Source organism: Lentzea kristufekii, assembly GCF_033949925.1.
Taxonomy (GTDB): domain Bacteria; phylum Actinomycetota; class Actinomycetes; order Mycobacteriales; family Pseudonocardiaceae; genus Lentzea; species Lentzea kristufekii.
In genome coordinates this window covers 156,603-178,330 of the sequence record NZ_JAXAVV010000015.1, presented here as the reverse complement: position 1 = coordinate 178,330, position 21,728 = coordinate 156,603, and the positions used below count along the sequence as shown (strand labels likewise).

Genomic DNA, 21,728 nt, shown 5'->3' with positions numbered 1-21,728 from the left:
GAGCTACGGCCGCGTTACATGAATCGCCAGGCTCCTACAGACCGTGAATTTGTGCTTTCCTACAAACACGAATGGACGAAAGTGACCTGTCATGTTGCTGCTGCGGACGTTGCTGCAGATGCCGGAACTGCGCCTGAGCCTGCACACCGGTGAAGACCAGCTCGACCGCACCGTCACCCGCGTGTACGGAACGGAGCTGCCCGACCCCAGCCGGTACCTGTCCGGAGGGGAGCTCGTGCTGTCCGGCCTGCTCTGGCACCACGGCCCGCAGGACTCCGAGACGTTCGTCCACTCGCTCGCCACGGCCCGCGTCGCCGGCCTCGCCGCGTCCGAGACCGAGAACCGCGCGCTGCCCGACGACCTGGTCGACGCGTGCGTTCGCCACCACGTGCCGCTGCTCGAAGTCCCCGTCGACCTGTCGTTCGCGACCATCACCGAACGCGTCTCCATGGAACTGGTGGGGCTCTCCCGCCACCGCCGCCTGCTGAACGTCGTCGCGGAGGGCTCCGGCCTGCCCGCGCTGCTGCTCGCCGGCGGCCACGAACTCGGCGCGTCGTGCTGGGTGCTGTCCACGGCGGGCCGGGTCGTCGCGGGCGGCGAACTACCGGACCGGCTCGCGCTGGTGAAGGAGTTCCTGCAGGCCGACCGCCTCCCGAAGACGGTCAAGGGCGTCACCCTCGTGCCCGTCTCCGAACGCGGCGGCAGCCGCCTCACGAGCTGGATCCTCGTCGTGGGCGGCTCGGTGCAACCGGAGGCCGCCGCCGAGCTCGCGTCACTGGTCGCGCTGGAGAGGCTGCGTGAGGCGCAGGGCCGGCAGATCGAGAACCGCACCGCCGCACCCCTCGTGAACGCGGTGCTGAGTGGCTCGGCCGACCTGGAGTCGCGGCTGGCGGCGGCCGGCCTGGAGCACGACCGGCTGCGGGTGATCAGCGCGGTGACGTCCGACCAGCGCGCCGACCTCGCGGCGGCCGTGCTGGAGGAGGCGCTGCCCCAGGCCCTCGTGACCCCCGTCGGTGACACCGTCTACGCCGTGGCCAAGGCCGGCGACTCGCAGCCCGACGAACTGCGCGAGGCGATGCGCGTGATGGAACCGGGCCTCGGCTCGTCCCGCGTGCTCGTCGGCATCAGCTCACCCGTCACGTCCCGCGGACTGCGCGGCGCCGCGGAGGAAGCCGCGCACGCGCGTCGGCTGGGAGAGCGCCGTGGCGGCCGCACGTGTGTGGTGGCGGGCGAGGAGATCGCACTGCACCAACTGCTGCTCGCGGGCGTGCCGGAGGAGTTGCGCACTTCTTTGCGCCGTCGGCTTCTCGGGCCGGTGCTGGACTACGACGCCGAGCACGGTTCGGATCTGATGGGCACCTTGAAGGTGTTCCTGGACTGCTCCGGTTCGTGGACGGCGGCGGCCGGCAAGTTGCACGTCCACGTGAACACGTTGCGGTACCGGGTGGGGCGCGTCGAGGAACTGCTCGGCGTCGACCTGGCGGAGTTCGAGGCGCGCGTGGACCTCTTCCTGGCGCTCCAGGCGGGGTAGCTTGAAGGCGTGCCCTTCGATTTCGTGAAGGCGCTGCTCCGGCCTTCCGCTCCGGTGCCACACCATCGGCCGATCGAACGAGTCGCGGCCGACCTCCGTCGTGTGCGCCGGGCGCGTGCCTGCTTCGAGCCGGGGACGTCGGCGGTCAAGAAGATAGCCGCTCGTCAGGCCTATGACGCGTTGCTCGTCCAGGCCTGTTCGGCGTTGGAGGTCGAGCACCGGCTGGGCGCGCTGCCCGAGGGCGTGGACCGCGAGATCGAGCGGTTGCGGGTCGAGGAACGCCTGAAGGACCTCGGGTTGTCACTCTGATGGCTGATGCGGCCTGAGCCTTCAGGCTGATGCTCGGGCACGTCCCCGCTTCCTACTGTTCGGGACATGAAGACCGCCGCCTTACTCATGGGCCTGCTGCTGGCCGGGACCACCGGCTGCGCGGTAGCGCCCAGCATCCGCGTGGTGGTCGAGGGAACGGGCACGGCCGACCGGCTCACCTACACGTTCCCCGGCGAGGAGGAACGCACCCTGCGCAACCCCGACCTGCCGTTCGAGCGCATGGGCAAGCGCAAGGGGCGGGTCGTCGTGCGGCTGGAGGGCGTGCGCGGCGAGCTCACTTGCAAGATCATCATCAATGGCCGCCAGGTGCGGTCGTCGACGTCCCGGACGGGGGCGGCGCTCTCGTGCGATCACTCGATGGCCGTCTGATGTAAGACGAGGAAAGCCCGTAGCTTCAACGTGTCGGGGAGGTACGGGTTGATGAGTGACGTACTGGCTGCCAGAGCCACAGGGGTCATCAGGGGCAGGAACGACGTACCGCCGCGATTCCGGCCACCCGCGCCGCCGCGGCACTTCGTCGGCAGGGACGCGGAGCTCGCGAGCATCAGGGCCGGGGTGACGGTGCTGTACGGCGCGGGCGGGGCGGGGAAGACCGCGCTGGCGCTGAAGTGGTTGTGGGAGAGGGGATCCGGCGATCAGCTGTACCTCGATCTGGCCACGCACGACCTGGGGCGCGTGCTGCGGGCGTTCGGGCTGAGCGCCGACCCCGCCGACGAACGTGCCGTGTTCCGCAGCCTCGTCCTGCGCCGGCAGTTCACCCTGTTGCTGGACAACGCGGACTCGGCCGAGCAGGTGACGCCGCTGCTGCCCCCGTCGGGCACGGTGCTCGTGACCAGCCGGGTGAGGCTGAACCTGCCGCAGGCGCAGGAGATCGGCATCGGTTCGCTCACCGACGACGGACGGCTCGGGCCGTTGCTCGACCGGTCCTATGTGGAGCTTCCCGAACGGCAGGCGCGGCTGTACCGGCTCTGCGCGTGGGAACCGGACACGTTCGGCGTACCGGTGGCGGCGGCGATCGCGGGGGAGTCCGAGTGCGACGTCGAGGACGCGCTGGACGACCTGGTGGAGAAGTCGTTGCTGACCGAGGTGGGGGACGACGCGTTCCGGTTCCACGACCTCGTGCGTGCCCATGCGCGCGCAAAGCGCTATCAATAGTAAATAGGCTCCACGGCCGTTTAACGCAAAGCACTCCGTTTAACGAACTTCGTTGGCGTTGAACGGTTGTCCACACCGACCCGTCCCTTTCGGGAATCCGAATCAGTCATATCCTTCGCGTCATGCCGAAGGATTTCCGGGCCACGACTCTCGAACGCGCCATCGGGCGGCAGCTGGCCGGGTGGCGCGACGAGCGCGAGCTGAGCCTCACCGAGGCGGGCCGGCGCGTGGGCTTCAGCAGCGCCAAGCTGTCCATGATGGAGAACGCGGTGCAGCCGTCGGCTCCCGTGGACGTCATGGCGCTCGGTTACGTCTACAAGGTGCCCACTCCGGAATGGCAGGCCGTGGTGTTGCGCGCGCAGTACGCGGAACAGGTGCGCATGCGCTCGGTGAACGACGGGCAGCTTTTCGATCCGGCGGCGGACTTCGCGAATCTCGTGTTCGAGGCGACGTCGATGCGGGTGTTCACGACGGATCTGGTTCCGCCGGTGTTCCAGCTCCCCGGTTACACGAACACCGTCCTGCAGTCCGACGACCCGGTGCGGATCGCGCGGCTCGCGATGGTGCGGGAGGCGTGGTCGGCGCGCCTGAACGACAGGGACCCGCTGACGGTGCGGGCCGTGTTCCCGGAAGCGGTGCTGCGGCACGTGATCGGCGGGCCGCGGGTGATGAAGGCGCAGCTGCTGCACCTGATGGAGGTCAGCGAGCACGAGACGGTGAGCGTGCAGGTCGTGCCGCGCGACGCGGGGGCGTACCCGGCGATGGGGTCGCCGTTCACGTTGCTCGGGTTCCCGCACCGGCAGCACAACGACGTGGCGTACCTGGAGACGTTCATCAGGGGCGACTACGTCGAGGAGCCGGGGCCGACCGAGGAGTGCGCGCAGCGGTTCGCGGGCCTGCAGAAGATCGCGCTGGGCACCGGTGAGTCGCTGGAGCTCATCGCGGAGGCCGCCGCTGACCTGTAGAGATGTCGACACGGCAAGGAGGTGGTGCTGCGGTGTGGTTTCGCTGAGCGAGATCGGCGAGAGTCTCAACAGGGTGCTCGACAAGGCGGCAGAGGCTGGAGCCGCCCTCCGAACGGCAGCGGAGTTGGCCGAGGCTGCCCGAGACCTCCTGGAGACGGCGGCCGAGGGCAGCCTGCAGGCGGATGTCGAGGTCACGAACGCGCAGTTCAGTGAGGCGGCTGAGGGTATTGCCGAACTTCATCGGCATCTGGGTGCCGCAGTCGATGGAACCCAGAAGATCTTGCACGGTCTCGAGCGCGGCAGGCGTGCGGAAGCACCCCGTCCTGCGGCGCCACCCTCACCCGTCGACGCAATCCCGTTGCCTCAACCAAGTGTTCGCGAACGTGTTGACCGGTTGCGTCGGGCTCTCCCGCCGCCGGTGCAACCCCGATCGGGGCAGAAGACGCACGGGCGCTGGTTCACGGACAGTGACGAACCTGGCACGCCGGAGAGGGAGTTGGCCAGCGGTCATGACGAGTGGATGCTGGCTGCCAAACAGCACCTCCGCGACATGGGGATGCCTGGCACGCCGGTGACCGCCGTTGATGTCGAGATCAAGATCGCGGTGCACATGGCGCGAAATGGCATTCGGCACGCGACGGTCGTCTTGAACAACACGCCCTGCAAGGGCCGATTCGGATGTGACACGCTGGTTCCGGCAGTGCTTCCGGAAGGCAGCAGCCTGACCGTTCACGGAGTCACTCCAGATGGCCGGATCATGCAGAAGACCTACACAGGAGGGGCAGCAGCGCCGTGGAGCTAGAGGTCTGGGGCGAAGAGAGCACTGAGGGAGCAACGTTGGTGCACACGTCCGCTGAGTTCGAGGCACTCCTGGAAAAGGCGCGGGCTGCCGACTACCCGATCTTGTTGGAAGTTCTCGACGCCGCTGCTCCTTACCGGGTGATCTTCAACGTGGGGCTGCACAACAACCTCGGCGTGCTGCGGTACGCGGGAGGAGAACACCCAGATGGTGTGTACAGCAGGAATCCGGATCAGGTGCCTGGTCAGGCTGACGTGGTGCTGTACTACTACATGAACAGCGACCGTGAATTCCCGGCCAGTGCTCACTACCCCGTCGAGGTGGTGCTGCGGGCGTGTGTCGAGTTCATGGAGACCGGGGGCGCTCGGCCGACTGGTGTCGAGTGGCAGTCCTGGCCCGCGATCGTGGGTGTGTCGTGACCGCCGCTGACCTGTAGAGATGTCGGCTTCCTGAGAAAACTCCAGTTCGCCGCCCAGCCGGGGAAGGATCAGGGAGCACCACAATCCGAGATATCTCCTCTGGCAAGGAGGCGGCATGTACCGCAGATTCGGTGTCCTGCTCGCGGCGGTCCTGGGCGTCACGCTCACCGCCGCGGCGCCGGCCACCGCGGACGGTTCCAGGCACTTTCCCACGGAGTTCTCACTGCCCGACGGGTGGCAACCGGAAGGCATCGCGATCAGCGGCACCACGGCCTACTTCGGGTCGCGGGCCGACGGGTCGATCTACGCGGCGGACCTGCGCACCGGCAACGGCAAGGTGCTCGCCAAGGGGCCGGGCACGCCGTCGCTCGGCATGAAGGTCGACGCGCGCAAGCGGTTGTGGGTCGCCGGTGGTGTCGGTGGCGACGCACGGGTCTACGACACGCGCTCCGGCGCGTTGCTGGCGAAGTTCCAGTTCGCGACCGCGGACACGTTCGTCAACGACGTCGTGCTGACCGAGAGGTCGGCGTGGTTCACCGACTCGCGCAAGGCCGTGCTCTACGAGGTGCCGCTGAACCTGAAGCCGCACCGCACGCTCGCGCTGACGGGCGACCTCGTCGTCACCCCCGGCGCGGTGAACCTCAACGGCATCGTCACCGGGCTCGACGGCGGCCTGATCGTCGTGCAGAGCAACACCGGAAAGCTGTTCAGGATCGATCGGCGGAGCGGGAAAACGACCGAGATCAATTTGAGCGGTCAAACACTCACCAATGGCGACGGTCTGTTGCGTGAGGGACGTCAGTTGTACGTGGTGCAAAACCGCTTGAACAAAGTCGCGCGCTACACGCTGAGCCGTGATGGCGCGACGCTGGCGGCGGAACGCACGGACGCGCGGTTCGACGTTCCCACGACGGTCGCCGCGTTCGGCAAGCGGCTCTACCTGCCGAATGCCCGCTTCACCACGCCTCCGACGCCCGAGACGACCTACAACGTCGTCGCGGTCGAGCGTCCGTAGCGGCGCCGGTAGAACGGGAGGCAGAACTAGCCCGTACGGGGGTTCTTGCCTTGTGAGAACCCCCGTACCGGGTGTTGCTTCACTCACTCGACTGGGTAGCCTGCCAACCGCGTACTGCGTGTGATCGCTGTCATTGGGTAACGGTGATCTCCCGCCGTAACCTAATTGCAGCCGAAGGAGTTGCTCAGGTAACCCGCAGCGCTAGCCGTGGGACACAGGAGACCGTGAGAGCGCTGTGAACGAGAAGAGCGGTTACACACCGACCAACTACCGGACCATTCGGTCGCGGCTGGCCGGTGTCGTGGTCGTTCCCAGCGTGGTGCTGCTGGTCATGTGGGCCGTTTTCTCCTCGTACACCCTTTTCGACGGTTTCTACATGCGGTCGGTCGCGGCAGGGGTGAAGGGCGCGACGATCCCGTCCGTCGAGGCGCTCGCCGGCCTGCAGAAGGAACGCCAGCTGACCCTGGAGGTCCTCAGCAGGGCCGAGGGCGTCGACAGCGGCGGGCTGGGGCGCCAGCGCAGCGTCACCGACGAGGCGGTGCGCAAGATGAAGGACGCGTTCGCGGAACTCTCCGAGAGCGCGCCGCAGGACACCGTCGACCGGATCAACGCGCTCAACTCCGTGCTGGACGAACTGCCGCAGCAGCGGTCGCGCGTCGACTCGGCGTCGGCGAACCCGCAGGCGGTCTACGACTACTACAACGGCATCCTCGACTCGGGCGTCGCGCTGCTCTCCCGGCAGGCGCGCCTCGTGCCCGACTCGGAGGCGAGCCAGGCCAACGTCCAGGCCGTCACGATCTTCCAGACCGCCGACTGGCTCTCGCGCGGTGCCACCATCGGGTCGCGCGGACTGCTCAACGGCACGTTCACCGCGCCCGAACGCGTCGAGTTCGCCCGGCTGGTCGGCGCCTACCACTCGGGCCTCGACTCCACGATCCCGTTCGCGCTGGAGCAGCCCCGCACGCAGTACGACGCCCTGCGCGGCAGCACCGAGTACCGGACGTTGGTCGACCTCGAGGGCCGGATCATCAACGGCGACACGAAGGTCACCGACGTGCAGTGGCGCGCGGTGGCCAGTCCCGTGCACGACAACCTCGTCGGCCTCGCGGTCACGCAGGCCCGCAACGCCGCCGACCTCGGTCTCGACAAGGCCGACAGCCGGGTCGCCGCGGTGCTGATCGGCAGCCTGATCGCGTTGCTCGCCGTCGTCGTCGGCATCGTGCTGGCGTTGCGCATCTCGAACCGGCTCGTGTCGAAGGCCCTGGTCATGCGGCTGGCGTCGCTGCGGGAGGACACGCTGCGGCTCGCGCAGGAACGGCTGCCGCACATCGTGGCCCGGCTGCGCGGCGGCGAGCAGGTCGACGTGCACCGCGACATGCCGCCGCTGGACTACGGCAACGACGAGATCGGCCAGGTCGCGGACGCGTTCAACGCCGCTCAGTACACGGCGGTCGCGGCGGCGGTGAAGGAGACGCAGGCGCGCGAGGGCGTGAACCGGGTCTTCCTCGACATCGCGCACCGCAACCAGGGGCTCGTGCACCGGCAGCTCAAGATCCTCGACAAGCTGGAACGCGAGGAGGAGCACCCCGAGCAGCTCGACTCGCTGTTCCAGCTGGACCACCTGGCGACCCGCGCCCGCCGCAACGCGGAGAACCTGATCATCCTGGCCGGCGAGCAGCCCGGCAGGCAGTGGCGCAAGCCGGTGCGGCTGAGCGACGTCATCCGCTCCGCCGTCGCCGAGACCGAGCAGTACGTCCGGGTCAGGGTCAACCCGGTGCCCGACCGCGCGCTGGTCGGGGTGGCCGTCGCCGACACCATCCACCTGCTCGCCGAGCTCGTCGACAACGCGACGGCGTTCTCGTCGCCGCGGTCGGAGGTGATCATCCACTCCAGCGCCGCGCCGCACGGCCTCGTGGTGGAGATCGAGGACCACGGCCTCGGCATGACGCAGGAGGAGCGCCTCCAGGCCAACGCGAAGCTCTCCAACCCGCCGGACTTCGAGACGATGGCGTTCCGCGGCGAGTCCAGGCTGGGACTGTTCGTCGTCGCCCGGCTGGCCGCACGCCGGGGCATCAAGGTGGAGTTGCGCGACTCGCCCTACGGCGGCACGGTCGCCCTGTGCGTGCTGCCGCCGAACATCGTCGCCCCACACAGCGCCGCGGGCGACATCACCGAGACCACGCAGATGCCGGTGCGGTCGTTCCACGACACGTACCACGGGCACGTCGAGGAACACCCGAGCTTCCCCGTGAAGGTGAATCCCGAAGTCCAGGCGGCACTGAACGCAGGGCTGAACGCGCTCGTAGAACCTGATATGAGCACAGTTGCCCCAGCGGCCGTGTCCGCCGCAGACGCATCGGTGGAAGAACCAACCTCCGCGGCACCTCCGGTCCAGGACGGGAAGGCACCCCTTCCCCGAAGGAAGAAGCGGCAGAACCTCGCGCCGCAGCTCATGCAGTCCTCGGAGGATCCGCAGCACGCCGAGCCGGTGACCGGCGAAAGGTCGGCCGAGCGGACCCGTGACGGTTTCGCCGCGTTCCAGCGCGGTACCCGTGACGCCCGGCTGACCGACGACTGGAGATCAGAAGGAGCCCCCTCGTCATGAAGGACAACGCAAGCCAGCACGGCGAACTGAACTGGTTGCTGGAGGACCTGATCCAGCGAGTGGTCGGCGCCCGCCACGCGGTCGTGCTGTCGGCGGACGGACTCCTGCTCGGCCGGTCGGCCGGGCTGTCCCGCGACGACTCGGAGCACCTGTCCGCGATGGCGTCGGCGTTCCAGTCGCTCGCCCGCGGCACCGGACGGCACTTCGGCGGTGGCGCCGTCCGGCAGACCATCGTGGAGATGGAACACGCGTACCTGTTCGTGACCGCCGCCGGTCATGGGGCTTGCCTGGCCGTGCTGGGCGAGGAAGATGCAGACATGGGCATGATTGCGTACGAGATGAACATGCTGGTGAAGCGTGTCGGCACGTACCTCTCGTCGGCTCCGCGCGCGGAGACCGCGACTGTGCCCTCGGCGCGTGAGTCGCGCTGATGACCTCGCGCGAGGACTGGTGGTACGACGAGGCCGCGGGGCCGCTGGTGCGGCCCTACGCGATGGTGCGCGGCCGCACCCGGCCGAACGCGCCTGACCTACACCTCGTGACGCAGGTCCGAGCCTCCTCGTTCATGTCCGACCAGACGTCGCTGACCGTCGAACATCGCGAGATCATGGCCCTGTGCGCACGCCCGCTCTCGGTCGCCGAGGTCGCCGCCTACCTCGACGTGCCGCTCATCGTGGTGAAGGTCCTGCTGTCGGACCTCATCGAGCGTGGTGACGTGCTCGTGCAGAACTCGTCCCCCAAGATTCCGGACAGGAATCTCCTGCAGGCCGTACTGGATGGTGTTCGTGGGATCTGATGGCCAGCTGACCGTGCCGACCGCGGTCAAGATCGTCATCGCGGGCGGGTTCGGCACCGGCAAGACCACGATGGTCGCGTCGGTGTCCGAGATCCCGCCGCTCCGGACCGAGGAACTGCTCACCGAGGCCGGTGTGCACGTCGACGACCTCGCCGGCATCGAGGGCAAGGACACGACCACCGTCGCCCTCGACTTCGGTCGCATCACCATCAACACGAAGGTGGTGCTGTACCTGTTCGGCACGCCCGGCCAGAACCGGTTCTGGTTCATGTGGGACGAACTGGCGACCGGCGCGATCGGCGCAGTGGTCCTGGTGGACACGCGCCGGCTCGACTCGTCGTTCCCCTCGATCGACTTCTTCGAGCACCGGGCGATCCCGTTCATCGTCGCCGTGAACTGCTTCGACGGGTCGCAGCTGTACACGGTGGACGAGGTGCGGCACGCGCTCGACCTGGACGAGGCGATCCCGGTGGTGCTGTGCGACGCGCGGGACCGGGAGTCGTCGAAGGCGGTGCTGGTCGAGCTGATCCAGCACTCGATGAACCGGCTGGCCGCGGTCTAGCGATCGCTCACGTGGTGCGCGTCCGCGGGCCAGGAGGCTTCGCGGACGATGTGCTCGCCGGGGTCGCCCTCTTCGTCGAGCAGCATCACCATGGCGCGTTCGGTGTTCGTGACGAACGAGAGCAGCCGACCGGACGTGCTGGTCGGCCAGCCGGTCGTAGTCGTTCCTCACCCCAGGCATGTGATCAATACGAGCAGAAGGCCCGCTCGTGGGAGCGGGCCTTCGCGTCAGATCACTTGGCGTAGTTGTGGAAACCGCGGCCCGACTTCTTGCCCAGCAGGCCCGCGTCCACCATGCGCAGCAGCAACGGCGGCGGCGAGTACAGCGGCTCCTTGAACTCGTCGTACATCGACTCGGCGATGGCCTTCGTGGTGTCGAGGCCGATCAGGTCGGTGAGGCGCAGCGGGCCCATCGGGTGCGCGCAGCCGAGCACCATGCCGTTGTCGATGTCGTCGGCCGAGGCGAAGCCGGACTCCAGCATGCGGATCGACGAGAGCAGGTAGGGGATCAGCAGCGCGTTGACCACGAAGCCGGCGCGGTCCTGGGAGCGGATGACCTCCTTGTGCAGGGTCTCGCGCACGAACTGCTCCGCGCGGTCCTGCGTGGCGGCGCCGGTCAGCAGTGACGGCACGATCTCCACGAGCTTGAGCACCGGCACCGGGTTGAAGAAGTGCACGCCGATGACCTGCTCCGGGCGACCGGTGGCCATGCCGAGCTTCATGATCGGGATGGACGACGTGTTGGACGCGAAGATGGCGTCGTCGTCCTTCACGACCTTGTCGAGCGCGGTGAAGACGTCGGTTTTGATCTGCTCGTTCTCGGCGACTGCCTCGACCACGAACTGCCGGTCGGCGAACTCGCCGATGTCGGTGGTGAACCGGATGCGCTGCAGAGCGGCGTCCCGGTCCTCCTCGCTGAGCTTGCCGGACTTGACGCCCCTGGCGAGCGAGGTGGCGATCCGCCCCTGCGCTGCCTCGGTCGCGGCCGCGTTGACTTCGACGACGATGACGTCGAGGCCGGCGCGGGCGCTCACTTCGGCGATTCCGGAGCCCATGAGGCCGGAACCGACGACTCCCACACGTTGAATGTCACTCACGTGACCGATCCTGCCACGAGCTGCTCGAAACGAGGTCGCGGAGCGTCTCCTGCACGGTGAGGGCGTAGTCGCCTACCGGGCGGTAGCCGAGTGCGAGTGCCGCCGAGGTGTCCAGGACGAAGCCCCGGCGCCACGGGTGGCGGCCCGCCTCGTCGTGGTCCAGCAGGATCTCGTGCCAGCGGTGCCCGAGCGAGCCCGCGATGATCCGGGAGATCTGCAGGCCGTTCGGGGCGTCCGGGTCGGCGGCGTTCAGCACACGCGCGCCGGGGTGCTCCCCAGCGGTCTCGATCAGCGCGGCCAGGTTCGCGGCGGCGGTCGGGTGGTCGACGCCCTCGCCGCGCGACGCGAGCAGGACGATCCGGTGTCCGGCGAGGATCCGGTCGACGAAGTAGGACTCCGGTGGTCGCCTGTTGCCGGGACCGTGCACTTTGGACGGTCGCAGCACGGTGACCGGCAGACCGCTGTCGAGCAGCGTCCGCTCCGCCGCCACCTTGTTCGGCCCGTACCCCTCGCGGGTGAACGGGTCCGAGTCGAGCGGCGCGAGCGTCGGCTGGTCCTCGGTGACCGGGCCGTCGAAGCGGGGAGGCTCGTCCGAGTTGACGTGGCGCCCGAGAGAGTCCGCGTAGACCGCCTTGGCCGAGATCATCACGACCGACCGGGCCTTGCGCGCCGGCGGGAGCAACGTCCTCGCGTCCGCGGCGGAGTAGCAGAGGCAGTCGACCAGCAGGTCGGCACCGTCGCCCATCGCGGAAGCCAGCGCGCGGGGGTCGGAACGGTCCACCTCGCTGCCGACCGCGTCCACGGTCCAGCCCGACGCCCGCAGACGCCGAGCGGCGGCACGGCCGATGAGGCCCGTGCCGCCGAGGATCAACGCTCGTCTGCTCACCCGGGCAATCAGATCAGAGGCCGAGGCCTTCGGTCAGGCCGCCGACGCCGTCGAGCAGGTCGAGGTCGGTGACCCCGCCGAGCACGTCGCCACCGAGCACGTTGCCGACGGTGCCGTCGACGGCGCCGTGGACGGTGTCGTGCACGCCGCTGACCGGCGCGACGTCCGGGACGACCTCGTGGACGACGTCGGTGACGGTCGTGACGTCGGTGGTGACGGCGCCGAGCACGCCGGGCACGCCGTCGACGGAGACGACGTCGGTCACGCCGGTGACGGTGCCGAGGACGCCGTCGACGTCCGCCACCCCGGTCACCGTGCCGAGGACGTCGCCGGTGCCGGCGAGACCCGTGACACCGGACAGGTCGGTGATGTTGCCGAGGTCCGCGACGCCGCCCAGGCCGGCCACGTCGCCGACGCCGGGGACGACGCCGGTGACGCCGTCGAGGGTGCCCGACACGTCGCAGTGGCCGGACAGGTCGCCGGCGAAGCCGTTGGCGGCGTCGAGGTTCGCGAGGCCCGGGAGGGCGTTGTAGGACGAGAGACCGTCGACGTCCGCGATCGAGGCGGCGTCGAGCACCAGCGGGAGGATCTCCTGGACGTCACCGGGGGTGATGTCGCTCAGACCGCAGGAGCTGAGGACGCCTTCGGGGTCGAGGTCGAACGCAGACAGGGCCGCCGGGTCGTTCAGGAGGCTCAGGGCGAACTCCTGCAGCGTGGCCGGCTGGGCCTCCTGCGGCACGGCCACAGGGGTGGCCGGAGCGGTCGCCTCGGGCGCGGCGGGCTGAACGGGCTGCTGCGGGGTGGCCGGCTGAATGTCCTGCTGCATCATGGAAGTGGAGCTCCTACGGCGGGTCGGGGGATGTCACCAGGAACCGTATTGAGATCAACATCCCCTGGCATCGGGTGTGATCCCCGTACTTCGGGCGGCCGAACTCCTTAGGGGCCGAAGGTCACCCGTTAGGGGGATGCCGCGCCTCGTTAGGGGCCTCGCAGACGGCGAACGGCGGCACGGCCGACGAGGCCCGTGCCGCCGTTCGGTGCTCGCTCGCTCAGTCGAGCTCGGCCTCCGCCTTCGCGATCGCCGCGAACTCCTCCTCCGGAGCGTTCGCGACCAGGTGATGGCGACTGTAGAACCAGTAGTAGGCGACAGCGATCAACACGATTCCCGCTGTCACAGCAGCAGCGATCTCGTCCACGAAGAACGTCGCGATAACGGCTGCGACGGCCAGAACCAGCGCCACGCTCGTGGTCACCACACCACCAGGAGTCCGGTACGGGCGAGGCAGGTCCGGTGCCGTCTTTCGCAGAACGATGTGCGACACCATCATCAGCACGTAGGACAGGGCCGCGCCGAACACCGCGATGTTGATGAGCCGTGCGCCACCCGTCACCGGGTCGACCGACTTCATCACCGTCGCCAGCACGAACCCGATGGTGCCGGGCACGATCAGGGCGAGGTACGGCGTCTTGCGCTTGCCGGTCTTCGACAGCCAGCGCGGCAGGTATCCCGCGCGCGACAACGCGAACAGCTGCCGCGAGTACGCGTAGATGATCGAGAAGAACGACGCGACCAGACCCGCGAGGCCGACGTAGTTGACCAGCTGCGCCAGGAACGTGTCGCCGCCGTAGGCCGCGCGCACCGCCTCGGGCAACGGGTTTCCGGACGCCTCCAGCACCTTCGAGCCCGCACCGCCGGGCGCGACGAGCAGGATCGCCGCCGCGAACACCAGCAGCACCACCATCGCGCCGATGATGCCGCGAGGCATGTCCCGCTTGGGATCCCGCGCTTCCTCGGCGGCCAGCGGCACGCCCTCCACCGCGAGGAAGAACCAGATTGCGAACACGATCGCGCCCCACGCCCCTGTCACGCCCATCGGCAGGAACGAGCCGTCACCGATGTCGAACAGCTTCGCGGAGTCGAACTTCGGGATCATGCCCGCCACGAACGCGACCAGGGCCACGACCGCGACACCGGTGATCACGAACATCACCCGCAGCGCCTCGCCGACGCCGTAGAGGTGGATGCCGACGAACACGATGTAGCACGCCAGGTACACCGGCCAGGTGGCGTCCAGCAGACCGAGCGCCTTGACGTAGTCGCCGATGAACACCGAGATCGCCGCGGGAGCGATGGCGTACTCGATGAGAATGGCGATACCTGTGGCGTACCCGCCCAACGGGCCGAGCGCGCGCCTCGCGAAACCGTAGCCCGCGCCCGCCACAGGGAGCGCTGAGGCCAGTTCGGCGAGACCGAACACCATGCACGTGTACATCGTCGCCATCAGGATCGTGGCGACCAGCATCCCGCCCCAGCCGCCCTGGGCGAGGCCGAAGTTCCACCCGGCGAAGTCGCCGGAGATCACGTACGAGACTCCCAGCCCGGCCAGCAGGACCCACCCCGCCGCGCCTCTTTTGAGCTGTCGGTGCTCCAGGTAGTCGCTGCTCACCTTCTCGTACTCGACGTGCTTGGCCATATGGACTCCTAATAGTCCTTTAAGCGGTGGTTGAGGGTGGCGCCAGTCACCCGGTGGTGTCAAGATGGTGCGGCCAATGGCTCGCAGACATACCTTTGGAGGAACGCGGAGATGCTGACCGTCGAGGAGTTGCGCGATGCCGTGGACGCCGGTGAGATCGACACCGTCCTGGTCGCGATCGTGGACATGCAGGGCCGCCTGCAGGGCAAGCGGTGCGCGGCGCGGTACTTCCTCGACGAGGTTCTCGGGCACTCCGCGGAGGGCTGCAACTACCTGCTCGCCGTCGACGTCGAGATGAACCCGGTCAGCGGGTTCGAGATGTCGAGCTGGGAGCGCGGGTACGGCGACTTCGTGATGAAGCCGGACATCGGGACGCTCCGGCGCGTGCCGTGGCAGGAGGGCACCGCCCTCGTCATGTGCGACGTCGTCTGGGAGAACGGCGACCCCGTCGTCGCGTCGCCGCGGCAGGTCCTGCGCAAGCAGCTCGACCGGCTCGACGCGCTCGGCCTGGACTGCTACGTCGGCACCGAGCTGGAGTTCATCCTCTTCGACGACTCCTACGAGCAGGCGTGGAACGCCGGCTACCGCGACCTCACGCCGTCCAACCAGTACAACGTCGACTACTCGTTGCTCGGCACCGCGCGCGTGGAACCGTTGCTGCGGGCCATCCGCAACGGCATGACGGGCGCCGGCATGGTCGTCGAGTCGGCCAAGGGCGAGTGCAACCCCGGTCAGCACGAGATCGCGTTCAAGTACACGACGGCGCTGCGCACGTGCGACCAGCACGCGATCTACAAGAACGGTTCCAAGGAGATCGCGTCCCAGCAGGGCAAAGCGCTCACGTTCATGGCGAAGTACAACGAACGCGAGGGCAACTCCTGCCACATTCACCTTTCCCTGCGCTCCAAGGACGGTGAGCCGGTCTTCGCCGAGGGCCACGGGATGTCCCCGCTGATGAAGCACTTCCTCGCGGGCCAGCTGGCCGGGCTGCGGGAGCTCACCTACTTCCTCGCCCCGAACATCAACTCCTACAAGCGTTTCGTGAAGGGCTCGTTCGCGCCGACCGCGGTGGCGTGGGGACGCGACAACCGCACGTGCGCGCTGCGGGTCGTCGGCCACGGCCACGGGTTGCGGTTCGAGAACCGGGTTCCCGGCGGTGACGTGAACCCGTACCTCGCGGTGGCGGCGCTCATCGCGGCCGGCCTGCACGGCGTCGAGCAGAAGCTGGAGCTGGAGGACGAGTTCGTGGGCAACGCCTACGCGTCCGACCGGCCGACGGTGCCGACGACGCTCAAGGAGTCGGCGGAACTGCTGGCGGGCAGCACGATCGCGCGCGAGGCGTTCGGCGAGGACGTCGTCGACCACTACCTGAACGCGGCCAAGGTCGAGCTGACCGCGTTCGAGGCGGCGGTCACGGACTGGGAGAAGGTGCGCGGTTTTGAGCGCCTGTAAGCCGCTCATCGGCATCAGCACGTACCTGGAGCGCACGCGCTTCGGGCTGTGGGACGTGGAGGCCGCGGTGCTCTACCGCGGTTACCTCGACTGCGTGGTCGAGGCCGGGGGCAACCCCGTCATGCTGCCACCGGTCGGCACCTGGAACGCCGAGACCATCGGGTTCCTGGACGGCCTGGTGATCGCGGGCGGCGCCGACATCGACCCCGCCGCCTACGGCGCCGAGAGGCACGAGAAGACCGGCGAACCGAGCCGGGCGCGCGACGACGCCGAGTTCGCGCTCGTCGAGGCCGCGCTGAAGCTCGACCTGCCGGTGCTCGGCGTGTGCCGGGGCATGCAGGTGCTCAACGTGGCGCTGGGCGGCACGCTGCACCAGCACGTCGAGGGCCACAACGAGGCGCCCGGCGTGTTCGGGACCACCGAGATCGAGGTCGTGCGGGACACGCACCTCTACACGATCATCGGCCCGGAGACGACCGTGCAGTGCCATCACCACCAGTCGCTCGACCGCGTGGCGGACGGGCTGCGCGTCACCGCGAAGGCGCCCGACGGGACCGTCGAAGCCGTTGAGCTGGAAGGCGCGCGGTTCGTCGTCGGCGTGCAGTCGCACCCGGAGCAGGACATCGAAGACCTGAGGCTTTTCGAAGCTCTCGTGGATGCCGCAAGGAGCAAAGCGTCGTGACCTTTGACGTCATCAACCCCGCCACCGAGAAGATCGTGCGGTCCGTGCCGCACACCACCCTCGGTGACACGGACGCGGCGATCGGCCGGGCGCAGAAGGCGTTCGAGAGCTGGCGCAACGTCGCCCCCGGTGATCGCGCGAGGCTGCTGCGGAAGTTCGCGGAGGTCGTCGACGCGCACGTCGAGGAGCTGGCGCGGCTGGAGGTCGAGAACTCCGGCCACACCATCGGCAACGCGCGGTGGGAGGCCGGCAACGTCCGCGACGTGCTGCAGTACTACTCGGCCGCCCCGGAACGCCTGTTCGGCAAGCAGATCCCGGTCGCGGGCGGGCTCGACGTCACGTTCCACGAACCGCTCGGCGTCGTCGGCGTGATCGTCCCCTGGAACTTCCCGATGCCCATCGCGGGCTGGGGGTTCGCGCCCGCGCTGGCCGCCGGCAACACGGTCGTGCTCAAGCCCGCCGAGGTCACGCCCCTGACCGCGATCCGCCTCGGCGAGCTCGCGCTGGAGGCGGGCCTGCCGGAGGGCGTGTTCCAGGTGCTGCCGGGCAAGGGCAGCGTCGTCGGTAACCGGTTCGTCACGCATCCGTTGGTGCGCAAGGTCGTCTTCACCGGCTCGACCGAGGTCGGCAAGCAGATCATGGCGGGCTGCGCGAACCAGGTGAAGCGGGTGACGCTGGAACTGGGCGGCAAGTCGGCGAACATCGTCTTCGCGGACTCCGACCTGGAGAAGGCGGCCGCCACGGCGCCGTACGGGGTGTTCGACAACGCGGGGCAGGACTGCTGCGCCCGTTCGCGCATCCTCGTGCAGGCCAGCGTCTACGACAGGTTCATGGAACTGCTGGAGCCCGCGGTCCAGGGCGTGAAGGTCGGCGAACCCGGCGACGAGGCGACCGAGATGGGGCCGCTCATCAGCGCGTCGCACCTGAGCAAGGTCGCGTCTTACGTCCCAGACGACGCCTCCGTCGCGTTCCGGGGCAGCGCGCCGGACGGACCCGGTTTCTGGTTCCCGCCGACGGTGCTCACGCCCGCCTACGACCACCCCGCGGTCACCGAGGAGATCTTCGGGCCGGTCGTCGTCGTGCTGCCGTTCACCGACGAGGCCGACGCGATCCGGATCGCGAACGACTCGGAGTACGGCCTGTCCGGGTCGATCTGGACGAACGACGTCGGCCGCGCGATCAGGGTGTCCCGCGCCGTCGAGGCCGGGAACCTCTCGGTGAACTCGCATTCGTCCGTCCGCTACTGGACGCCGTTCGGCGGCGTGAAGCAGTCCGGGCTCGGCCGCGAGCTCGGCCCGGACGCGCTCGACGCCTTCACCGAGCTCAAGAACGTCTTCATCGCTACCTGATTCCGGTCCGACTGATTCCGGTCCAACTGATTCTGGCAACCTGAGGAGAACAAGAGATGGTGCAGCGACTCGAGGGCCGCGTGGCCGTCGTGACGGGTGGCGGCAGCGGGATCGGACTCGCGACCGTGCGCAGGTTCGCGAGCGAGGGCGCGAAGGTCGTCGTCGCCGATCTCGACCCGGCCACCGGCAAGGCCGCCGCGGACGAGGCGGGCGGGCTGTTCGTCCAGGTCGACGTGACCGACGAGGAACAGGTCAAAGCGCTCTTCCAGACCACTGTGGACACTTACGGCAAGCTGGACATCGCGTTCAACAACGCCGGTATTTCCCCACCCGACGACGACTCGATCCTCACCACGGGCATCGAGGCGTGGGAGCGCGTCCAGAAGGTGAACCTCACGTCGGTTTATTTGTGTTGCAAGTACGCCATCCCGCACATGCAGGCAGGCGGCAAGGGTTCGATCATCAACACCGCGTCGTTCGTGGCGACGATGGGCGCGGCGACGTCGCAGATCTCCTACACGGCGTCGAAGGGCGGCGTGCTGGCGATGTCGCGCGAACTCGGTGTGCAGTTCGCGCGCGAGGGCATCCGCGTCAACGCCCTGTCGCCCGGCCCGGTCAACACTCCGCTGCTGCAGGAGCTGTTCGCGAAGGACCCGGAGCGGGCCGCGCGGCGCCTCGTGCACGTACCGCTCGGTCGGTTCGCCGAACCCGAGGAGATCGCCGCGGCCGTCGCGTTCCTGGCGTCCGACGACTCGTCGTTCATGACGGCGTCGAACTTCCTCGTGGACGGCGGCATCGCCGGCGCGTACGTGACACCGCTCTAGTCGTGGTGGAACACGCGCAGGAGGCGTTGTTCCGCCCGGTGCGGGCGGGCAACGCCTTCGAGGAGACCGTCGAACGGCTCATGCAGTCCATCCGGCTCGGCGTCGTCGCGCCGGGTGAGCGGCTGCCGTCCGAACGGGAACTGGCCACCCGGCTCGGCGTGAGCCGGGTGACCGTGCGCGAGGCCATCAGGTCGTTGCAGGAGAACCATTACGTCGAGTCCCGAAGGGGGCGGTACGGCGGCACGTTCGTCAACGACGTGCTGCCGAAGTCCGCCCCCGCCAGGGACTTCGGCGACCTCCACGACGTGCTGACGCTGCGGAAGGTGCTGGAGACCGGCGCGGCCGAGACGGCGGCGGGACGGTCGCTGGGCCCTGCCGAACGACGAGGGCTGCGCGCCCGTCTGGAAGAGGCTTCCACCTCGACGCTCGCGGAATACCGCCGCAAGGACTCGCGGCTGCACCTGGCGATCGCCGAGGCCACCGGATCGGCCGCGCTGACCGCCGCCGTCGCCGAGTCGCGGATGCGCGCCAACGAGCTGCTGGACCACATCCCGCTGCTCGAACCGAACCTCGCGCACTCCAACGCCCAGCACGAGCGCGTCATCACCTCCATTTTGGACGGAGACCCCGTCGCCGCGCGGCAGGCCATGGCCGAACACCTCGACGGCACGGCGTCGTTGCTGCGCGGCTTCCTGGTCTGAGCGGTCAGACCCCTCCGGAGCCGGTGGGGATGGTCACGGTTGGGAAAGCAGGCCGCTGTAAACGTTTGCAGGGTAGAATGTCGTGTTGTCATGCACATTCCGCATGGAACAACCCTTGGCGTGAGCCTTGCGGACAGTTACCGTCCGAACACCTCGGGGACTTGCAGCGCGAGGAGCTGTTGATGCCAGGGTTGCGCAAGGTGTTTCGCGACGCCATGGGCCGGGTGCACTCACTCCGCGTCTTGTCCGCCGCGGGCATGGTGAGTCTCACGAACTTCAAGATGTCCATGCAGGCCCTGCAAGAGGTCAAGGTCTGGGGGCCGAACGTCACGGCGCTGCGCCGTTCCGTCCGGCTGAACCCGGACGGCATCGCCGTCGTCGACGAACGAGGATCCGTCACCTACCGCCAGCTCGACAGGCGTTCCAACGCCATCGCGCAGGGCTTGCGCGCCCTGGGCGTGCAGCACACCCACATCGTCGCGGTGATGTGCCGCAACCACCGCGGCATGGTCGAGTCGCTGCTGGCGTGCGCGAAACTCGGTGTGCGCGTGCTCCTGGTCAACACCGGGTTCGGCGCCCCGGTCGTCCTGGACCTCCTGCAACGTGAACGCGCGTCCCTCGTCATTCACGACGAGGAGTTCACGCCGCTGTTCCACCAGCTGCCCCCGTCGATCCCGCGCTGGCTCGCGTGGTCGCGGGACGGACTGGACCGTCGCACACCGACCCTGGACCAGCTGGTGGCCAAGGCACCGCGCGGCGAGCTCGAACCGCCGCGCGAACCGGGCGTCGTGATCCAGCTGACGTCCGGCACGACCGGGACGCCCAAGGGCACCGCTCGCGAGATCAAGTCGGTGCTCACCGCGTCGGACTTCCTCGACCGCATCCCGATGACCTCGGGCGAGTCGACCTTCATCGCCGCGCCGATCTTCCACTCCGTCGGCTACTCGCACCTGACACTCGCGATGTCGCTGGGTTCGCGCGCGGTGCTGCACCGCCGTTTCGACCCGCGCAAGACGCTCTGGTCGGTGCAGGGCCAGCGCTGCACGACGCTCGTCCTCGTGCCGACGATGTTGCAGCGGATCATGGAACTCGAACGGCACGTGATCGACTCGTACGACCTCTCACACCTGAAGGTCGTGTTCTCCTCAGGCGCGCCGATCACACCGGACCTCGTCGAACGCACCCAGGCCGTGCTGGGTCCGGTGCTCTACAACCTCTACGGCTCAACGGAAGTCGCCGTCGCCACGGTCGCCACCCCCGATGACCTCGCGGCCGCGCCGTCCAGCGTCGGCCTGCCACCGCACAACTGCGTCGTGCGCATCTACGACGCCGAGGGCAACCGAATCACGCGGTCGTTCGTGACGGGCAAGATCTACGTGCGCGGCTCGCTGACCGTCGACCTGTACACGGACGGCACGCAGAAGGAGTCCATCGACGGGCTCGTCGCGACCGGCGACCTCGGCCACTTCGACCCCAGCGGCCGGCTGTACTTCGACGGCCGCGAGGACGACATGATCGTCTCCGGCGGCGAGAACGTGTACCCGGTCGAGGTCGAGAACCTGCTGATGACGCACTACCGCGTACGGGACGCGGCGGTGCTCGGCGTGCCGGATCCCGAGTACGGGCAACGGTTGCGCGCGTTCGTGGTGCCGGTCGCCGGGGCGCGGATCGACGTGCGGGAGCTGCGCGAGTTCGTGCGCACCCGGCTCGCGCGGCACAAGGTCCCGCGCGAGGTCGTCGTGGTGCCGCAGCTGCCGCGCAACGCGACCGGGAAGGTGCTGCGGCGTCAGCTGCTGGCGATCAGGCTCGGGCCGCAGCCCCACTAGTAGAGCGTCGCGGCTAAGTTGTGCTCCGTTGAGCAGGGCAGAGGGCTGCGCGGTGTGGTCGCTCGTTACCGAAAGCCCCGGATGGTCGCGCTCTCACGCACATTTGCCGCCGAGTTGGCGGCAGAAAACTGCCGGCGCAATCGTTTGCTGATCACCTCAAGCACCGCCAACCGTGCAGGTGACAGCCATGAGAGCGCGATCTTCATGATCGAAGCCCGGCCACCTGCCGGCGTCCCTCCCGCTCGTCACTAATCGAAGAGA

General features: G+C 68.6%; 22 protein-coding genes. 18 read left to right on the top strand and 4 right to left on the bottom strand.

Going from position 1 to position 21,728, the window contains the following annotated elements; all coding sequences use genetic code 11:
- Positions 1-91 precede the first annotated feature (91 nt).
- The 12 genes from SK571_RS28980 to SK571_RS28925 all read left to right on the top strand — a co-directional run bounded on the left by SK571_RS28980 (position 92) and on the right by SK571_RS28925 (position 10,177).
- Complete coding sequence (locus SK571_RS28980) at positions 92-1,531, top strand: PucR family transcriptional regulator (RefSeq protein ID WP_319987241.1); 1,440 nt, start codon at positions 92-94, stop codon at positions 1,529-1,531.
- Between the two features lie 9 nt (positions 1,532-1,540).
- Positions 1,541-1,840: a hypothetical protein gene (locus tag SK571_RS28975; RefSeq protein WP_319987240.1), complete on the top strand. Its 300-nt coding sequence runs from the start codon at positions 1,541-1,543 to the stop codon at positions 1,838-1,840.
- A 66-nt stretch (positions 1,841-1,906) separates the two neighbouring features.
- Positions 1,907-2,230 carry a hypothetical protein gene (locus SK571_RS28970; RefSeq protein ID WP_319987239.1) on the top strand — a complete coding sequence of 108 codons (324 nt, stop codon included), beginning with the start codon at positions 1,907-1,909 and terminating at the stop codon, positions 2,228-2,230.
- 51 nt (positions 2,231-2,281) lie between these two features.
- Positions 2,282-3,016: a hypothetical protein gene (locus tag SK571_RS28965; RefSeq protein ID WP_319987238.1), complete on the top strand. Its 735-nt coding sequence runs from the start codon at positions 2,282-2,284 to the stop codon at positions 3,014-3,016.
- Positions 3,017-3,138: 122 nt separating this feature from the next.
- Positions 3,139-3,981 carry a helix-turn-helix domain-containing protein gene (locus SK571_RS28960; RefSeq protein WP_319987237.1) on the top strand — a complete coding sequence of 281 codons (843 nt, stop codon included), beginning with the start codon at positions 3,139-3,141 and terminating at the stop codon, positions 3,979-3,981.
- Positions 3,982-4,015: 34 nt separating this feature from the next.
- Positions 4,016-4,783: a DddA-like double-stranded DNA deaminase toxin gene (locus SK571_RS28955; protein ID WP_319987236.1), complete on the top strand. Its 768-nt coding sequence runs from the start codon at positions 4,016-4,018 to the stop codon at positions 4,781-4,783.
- Between the two features lie 38 nt (positions 4,784-4,821).
- Positions 4,822-5,199: an Imm1 family immunity protein gene (locus SK571_RS28950; protein WP_319987235.1), complete on the top strand. Its 378-nt coding sequence runs from the start codon at positions 4,822-4,824 to the stop codon at positions 5,197-5,199.
- Between the two features lie 115 nt (positions 5,200-5,314).
- The gene (locus SK571_RS28945) at positions 5,315-6,214 is read left to right on the top strand and encodes a superoxide dismutase (RefSeq protein ID WP_319987234.1); all 900 of its coding nucleotides are present in this window, start codon (positions 5,315-5,317) and stop codon (positions 6,212-6,214) included.
- Positions 6,215-6,449: 235 nt separating this feature from the next.
- On the top strand, positions 6,450-8,819 hold the full coding sequence (locus SK571_RS28940) for a sensor histidine kinase (protein ID WP_319987233.1): 2,370 nt from the start codon (positions 6,450-6,452) through the stop codon (positions 8,817-8,819).
- Entirely contained in the window at positions 8,816-9,250 is a 435-nt protein-coding gene (locus SK571_RS28935; protein ID WP_090066952.1) for a roadblock/LC7 domain-containing protein, read from the top strand. The genes SK571_RS28940 and SK571_RS28935 overlap by 4 nt, the downstream gene beginning before the upstream one ends.
- Positions 9,250-9,615, top strand: a complete 366-nt coding sequence (locus SK571_RS28930) for a DUF742 domain-containing protein (RefSeq protein WP_319987232.1) — start codon at positions 9,250-9,252, stop codon at positions 9,613-9,615. Before SK571_RS28935 ends, SK571_RS28930 begins: the two co-directional genes overlap by 1 nt.
- On the top strand, positions 9,596-10,177 hold the full coding sequence (locus tag SK571_RS28925) for a GTP-binding protein (RefSeq protein ID WP_319987231.1): 582 nt from the start codon (positions 9,596-9,598) through the stop codon (positions 10,175-10,177). The genes SK571_RS28930 and SK571_RS28925 overlap by 20 nt, the downstream gene beginning before the upstream one ends.
- A 232-nt stretch (positions 10,178-10,409) precedes the next feature.
- Here SK571_RS28925 and SK571_RS28920 read toward each other — a convergent pair whose 3' ends face one another.
- The 4 genes from SK571_RS28920 to eat all read right to left on the bottom strand — a co-directional run bounded on the left by SK571_RS28920 (position 10,410) and on the right by eat (position 14,633).
- Entirely contained in the window at positions 10,410-11,273 is an 864-nt protein-coding gene (locus tag SK571_RS28920; RefSeq protein ID WP_319987230.1) for a 3-hydroxybutyryl-CoA dehydrogenase, read from the bottom strand.
- A complete protein-coding gene (locus SK571_RS28915; protein WP_319987229.1) occupies positions 11,266-12,159 on the bottom strand; it encodes an NAD-dependent epimerase/dehydratase family protein in 894 nt (297 codons plus the stop codon). Before SK571_RS28915 ends, SK571_RS28920 begins: the two co-directional genes overlap by 8 nt.
- Before the next feature lie 13 nt (positions 12,160-12,172).
- Positions 12,173-12,985 carry an IniB N-terminal domain-containing protein gene (locus tag SK571_RS28910; RefSeq protein ID WP_319987228.1) on the bottom strand — a complete coding sequence of 271 codons (813 nt, stop codon included), beginning with the start codon at positions 12,983-12,985 and terminating at the stop codon, positions 12,173-12,175.
- 223 nt (positions 12,986-13,208) lie between these two features.
- The gene (eat, locus tag SK571_RS28905) at positions 13,209-14,633 is read right to left on the bottom strand and encodes an ethanolamine permease (RefSeq protein WP_319987227.1); all 1,425 of its coding nucleotides are present in this window, start codon (positions 14,631-14,633) and stop codon (positions 13,209-13,211) included.
- A gap of 111 nt (positions 14,634-14,744) precedes the next feature.
- Here eat and SK571_RS28900 point away from each other — a divergent pair, with 111 nt between their 5' ends.
- The 6 genes from SK571_RS28900 to SK571_RS28875 all read left to right on the top strand — a co-directional run bounded on the left by SK571_RS28900 (position 14,745) and on the right by SK571_RS28875 (position 21,467).
- On the top strand, positions 14,745-16,085 hold the full coding sequence (locus SK571_RS28900) for a glutamine synthetase family protein (protein WP_319987226.1): 1,341 nt from the start codon (positions 14,745-14,747) through the stop codon (positions 16,083-16,085).
- Positions 16,072-16,767 (top strand): gamma-glutamyl-gamma-aminobutyrate hydrolase family protein, encoded by a 696-nt coding sequence (locus SK571_RS28895; protein WP_319987225.1) that lies wholly within the window; start codon positions 16,072-16,074, stop codon positions 16,765-16,767. The genes SK571_RS28900 and SK571_RS28895 overlap by 14 nt, the downstream gene beginning before the upstream one ends.
- A complete protein-coding gene (locus SK571_RS28890) occupies positions 16,764-18,116 on the top strand; it encodes an aldehyde dehydrogenase family protein (RefSeq protein WP_319987224.1) in 1,353 nt (450 codons plus the stop codon). Before SK571_RS28895 ends, SK571_RS28890 begins: the two co-directional genes overlap by 4 nt.
- Positions 18,117-18,172: 56 nt before the next feature.
- Positions 18,173-18,940, top strand: a complete 768-nt coding sequence (locus tag SK571_RS28885; RefSeq protein ID WP_319987223.1) for a 3-oxoacyl-ACP reductase — start codon at positions 18,173-18,175, stop codon at positions 18,938-18,940.
- 2 nt (positions 18,941-18,942) lie between these two features.
- A complete protein-coding gene (locus tag SK571_RS28880; RefSeq protein WP_406602046.1) occupies positions 18,943-19,641 on the top strand; it encodes a FadR/GntR family transcriptional regulator in 699 nt (232 codons plus the stop codon).
- 182 nt (positions 19,642-19,823) lie between these two features.
- Positions 19,824-21,467, top strand: coding sequence for an AMP-binding protein (locus tag SK571_RS28875; protein ID WP_319987222.1), 1,644 nt, complete (start codon positions 19,824-19,826; stop codon positions 21,465-21,467).
- Positions 21,468-21,728 lie beyond the last annotated feature (261 nt).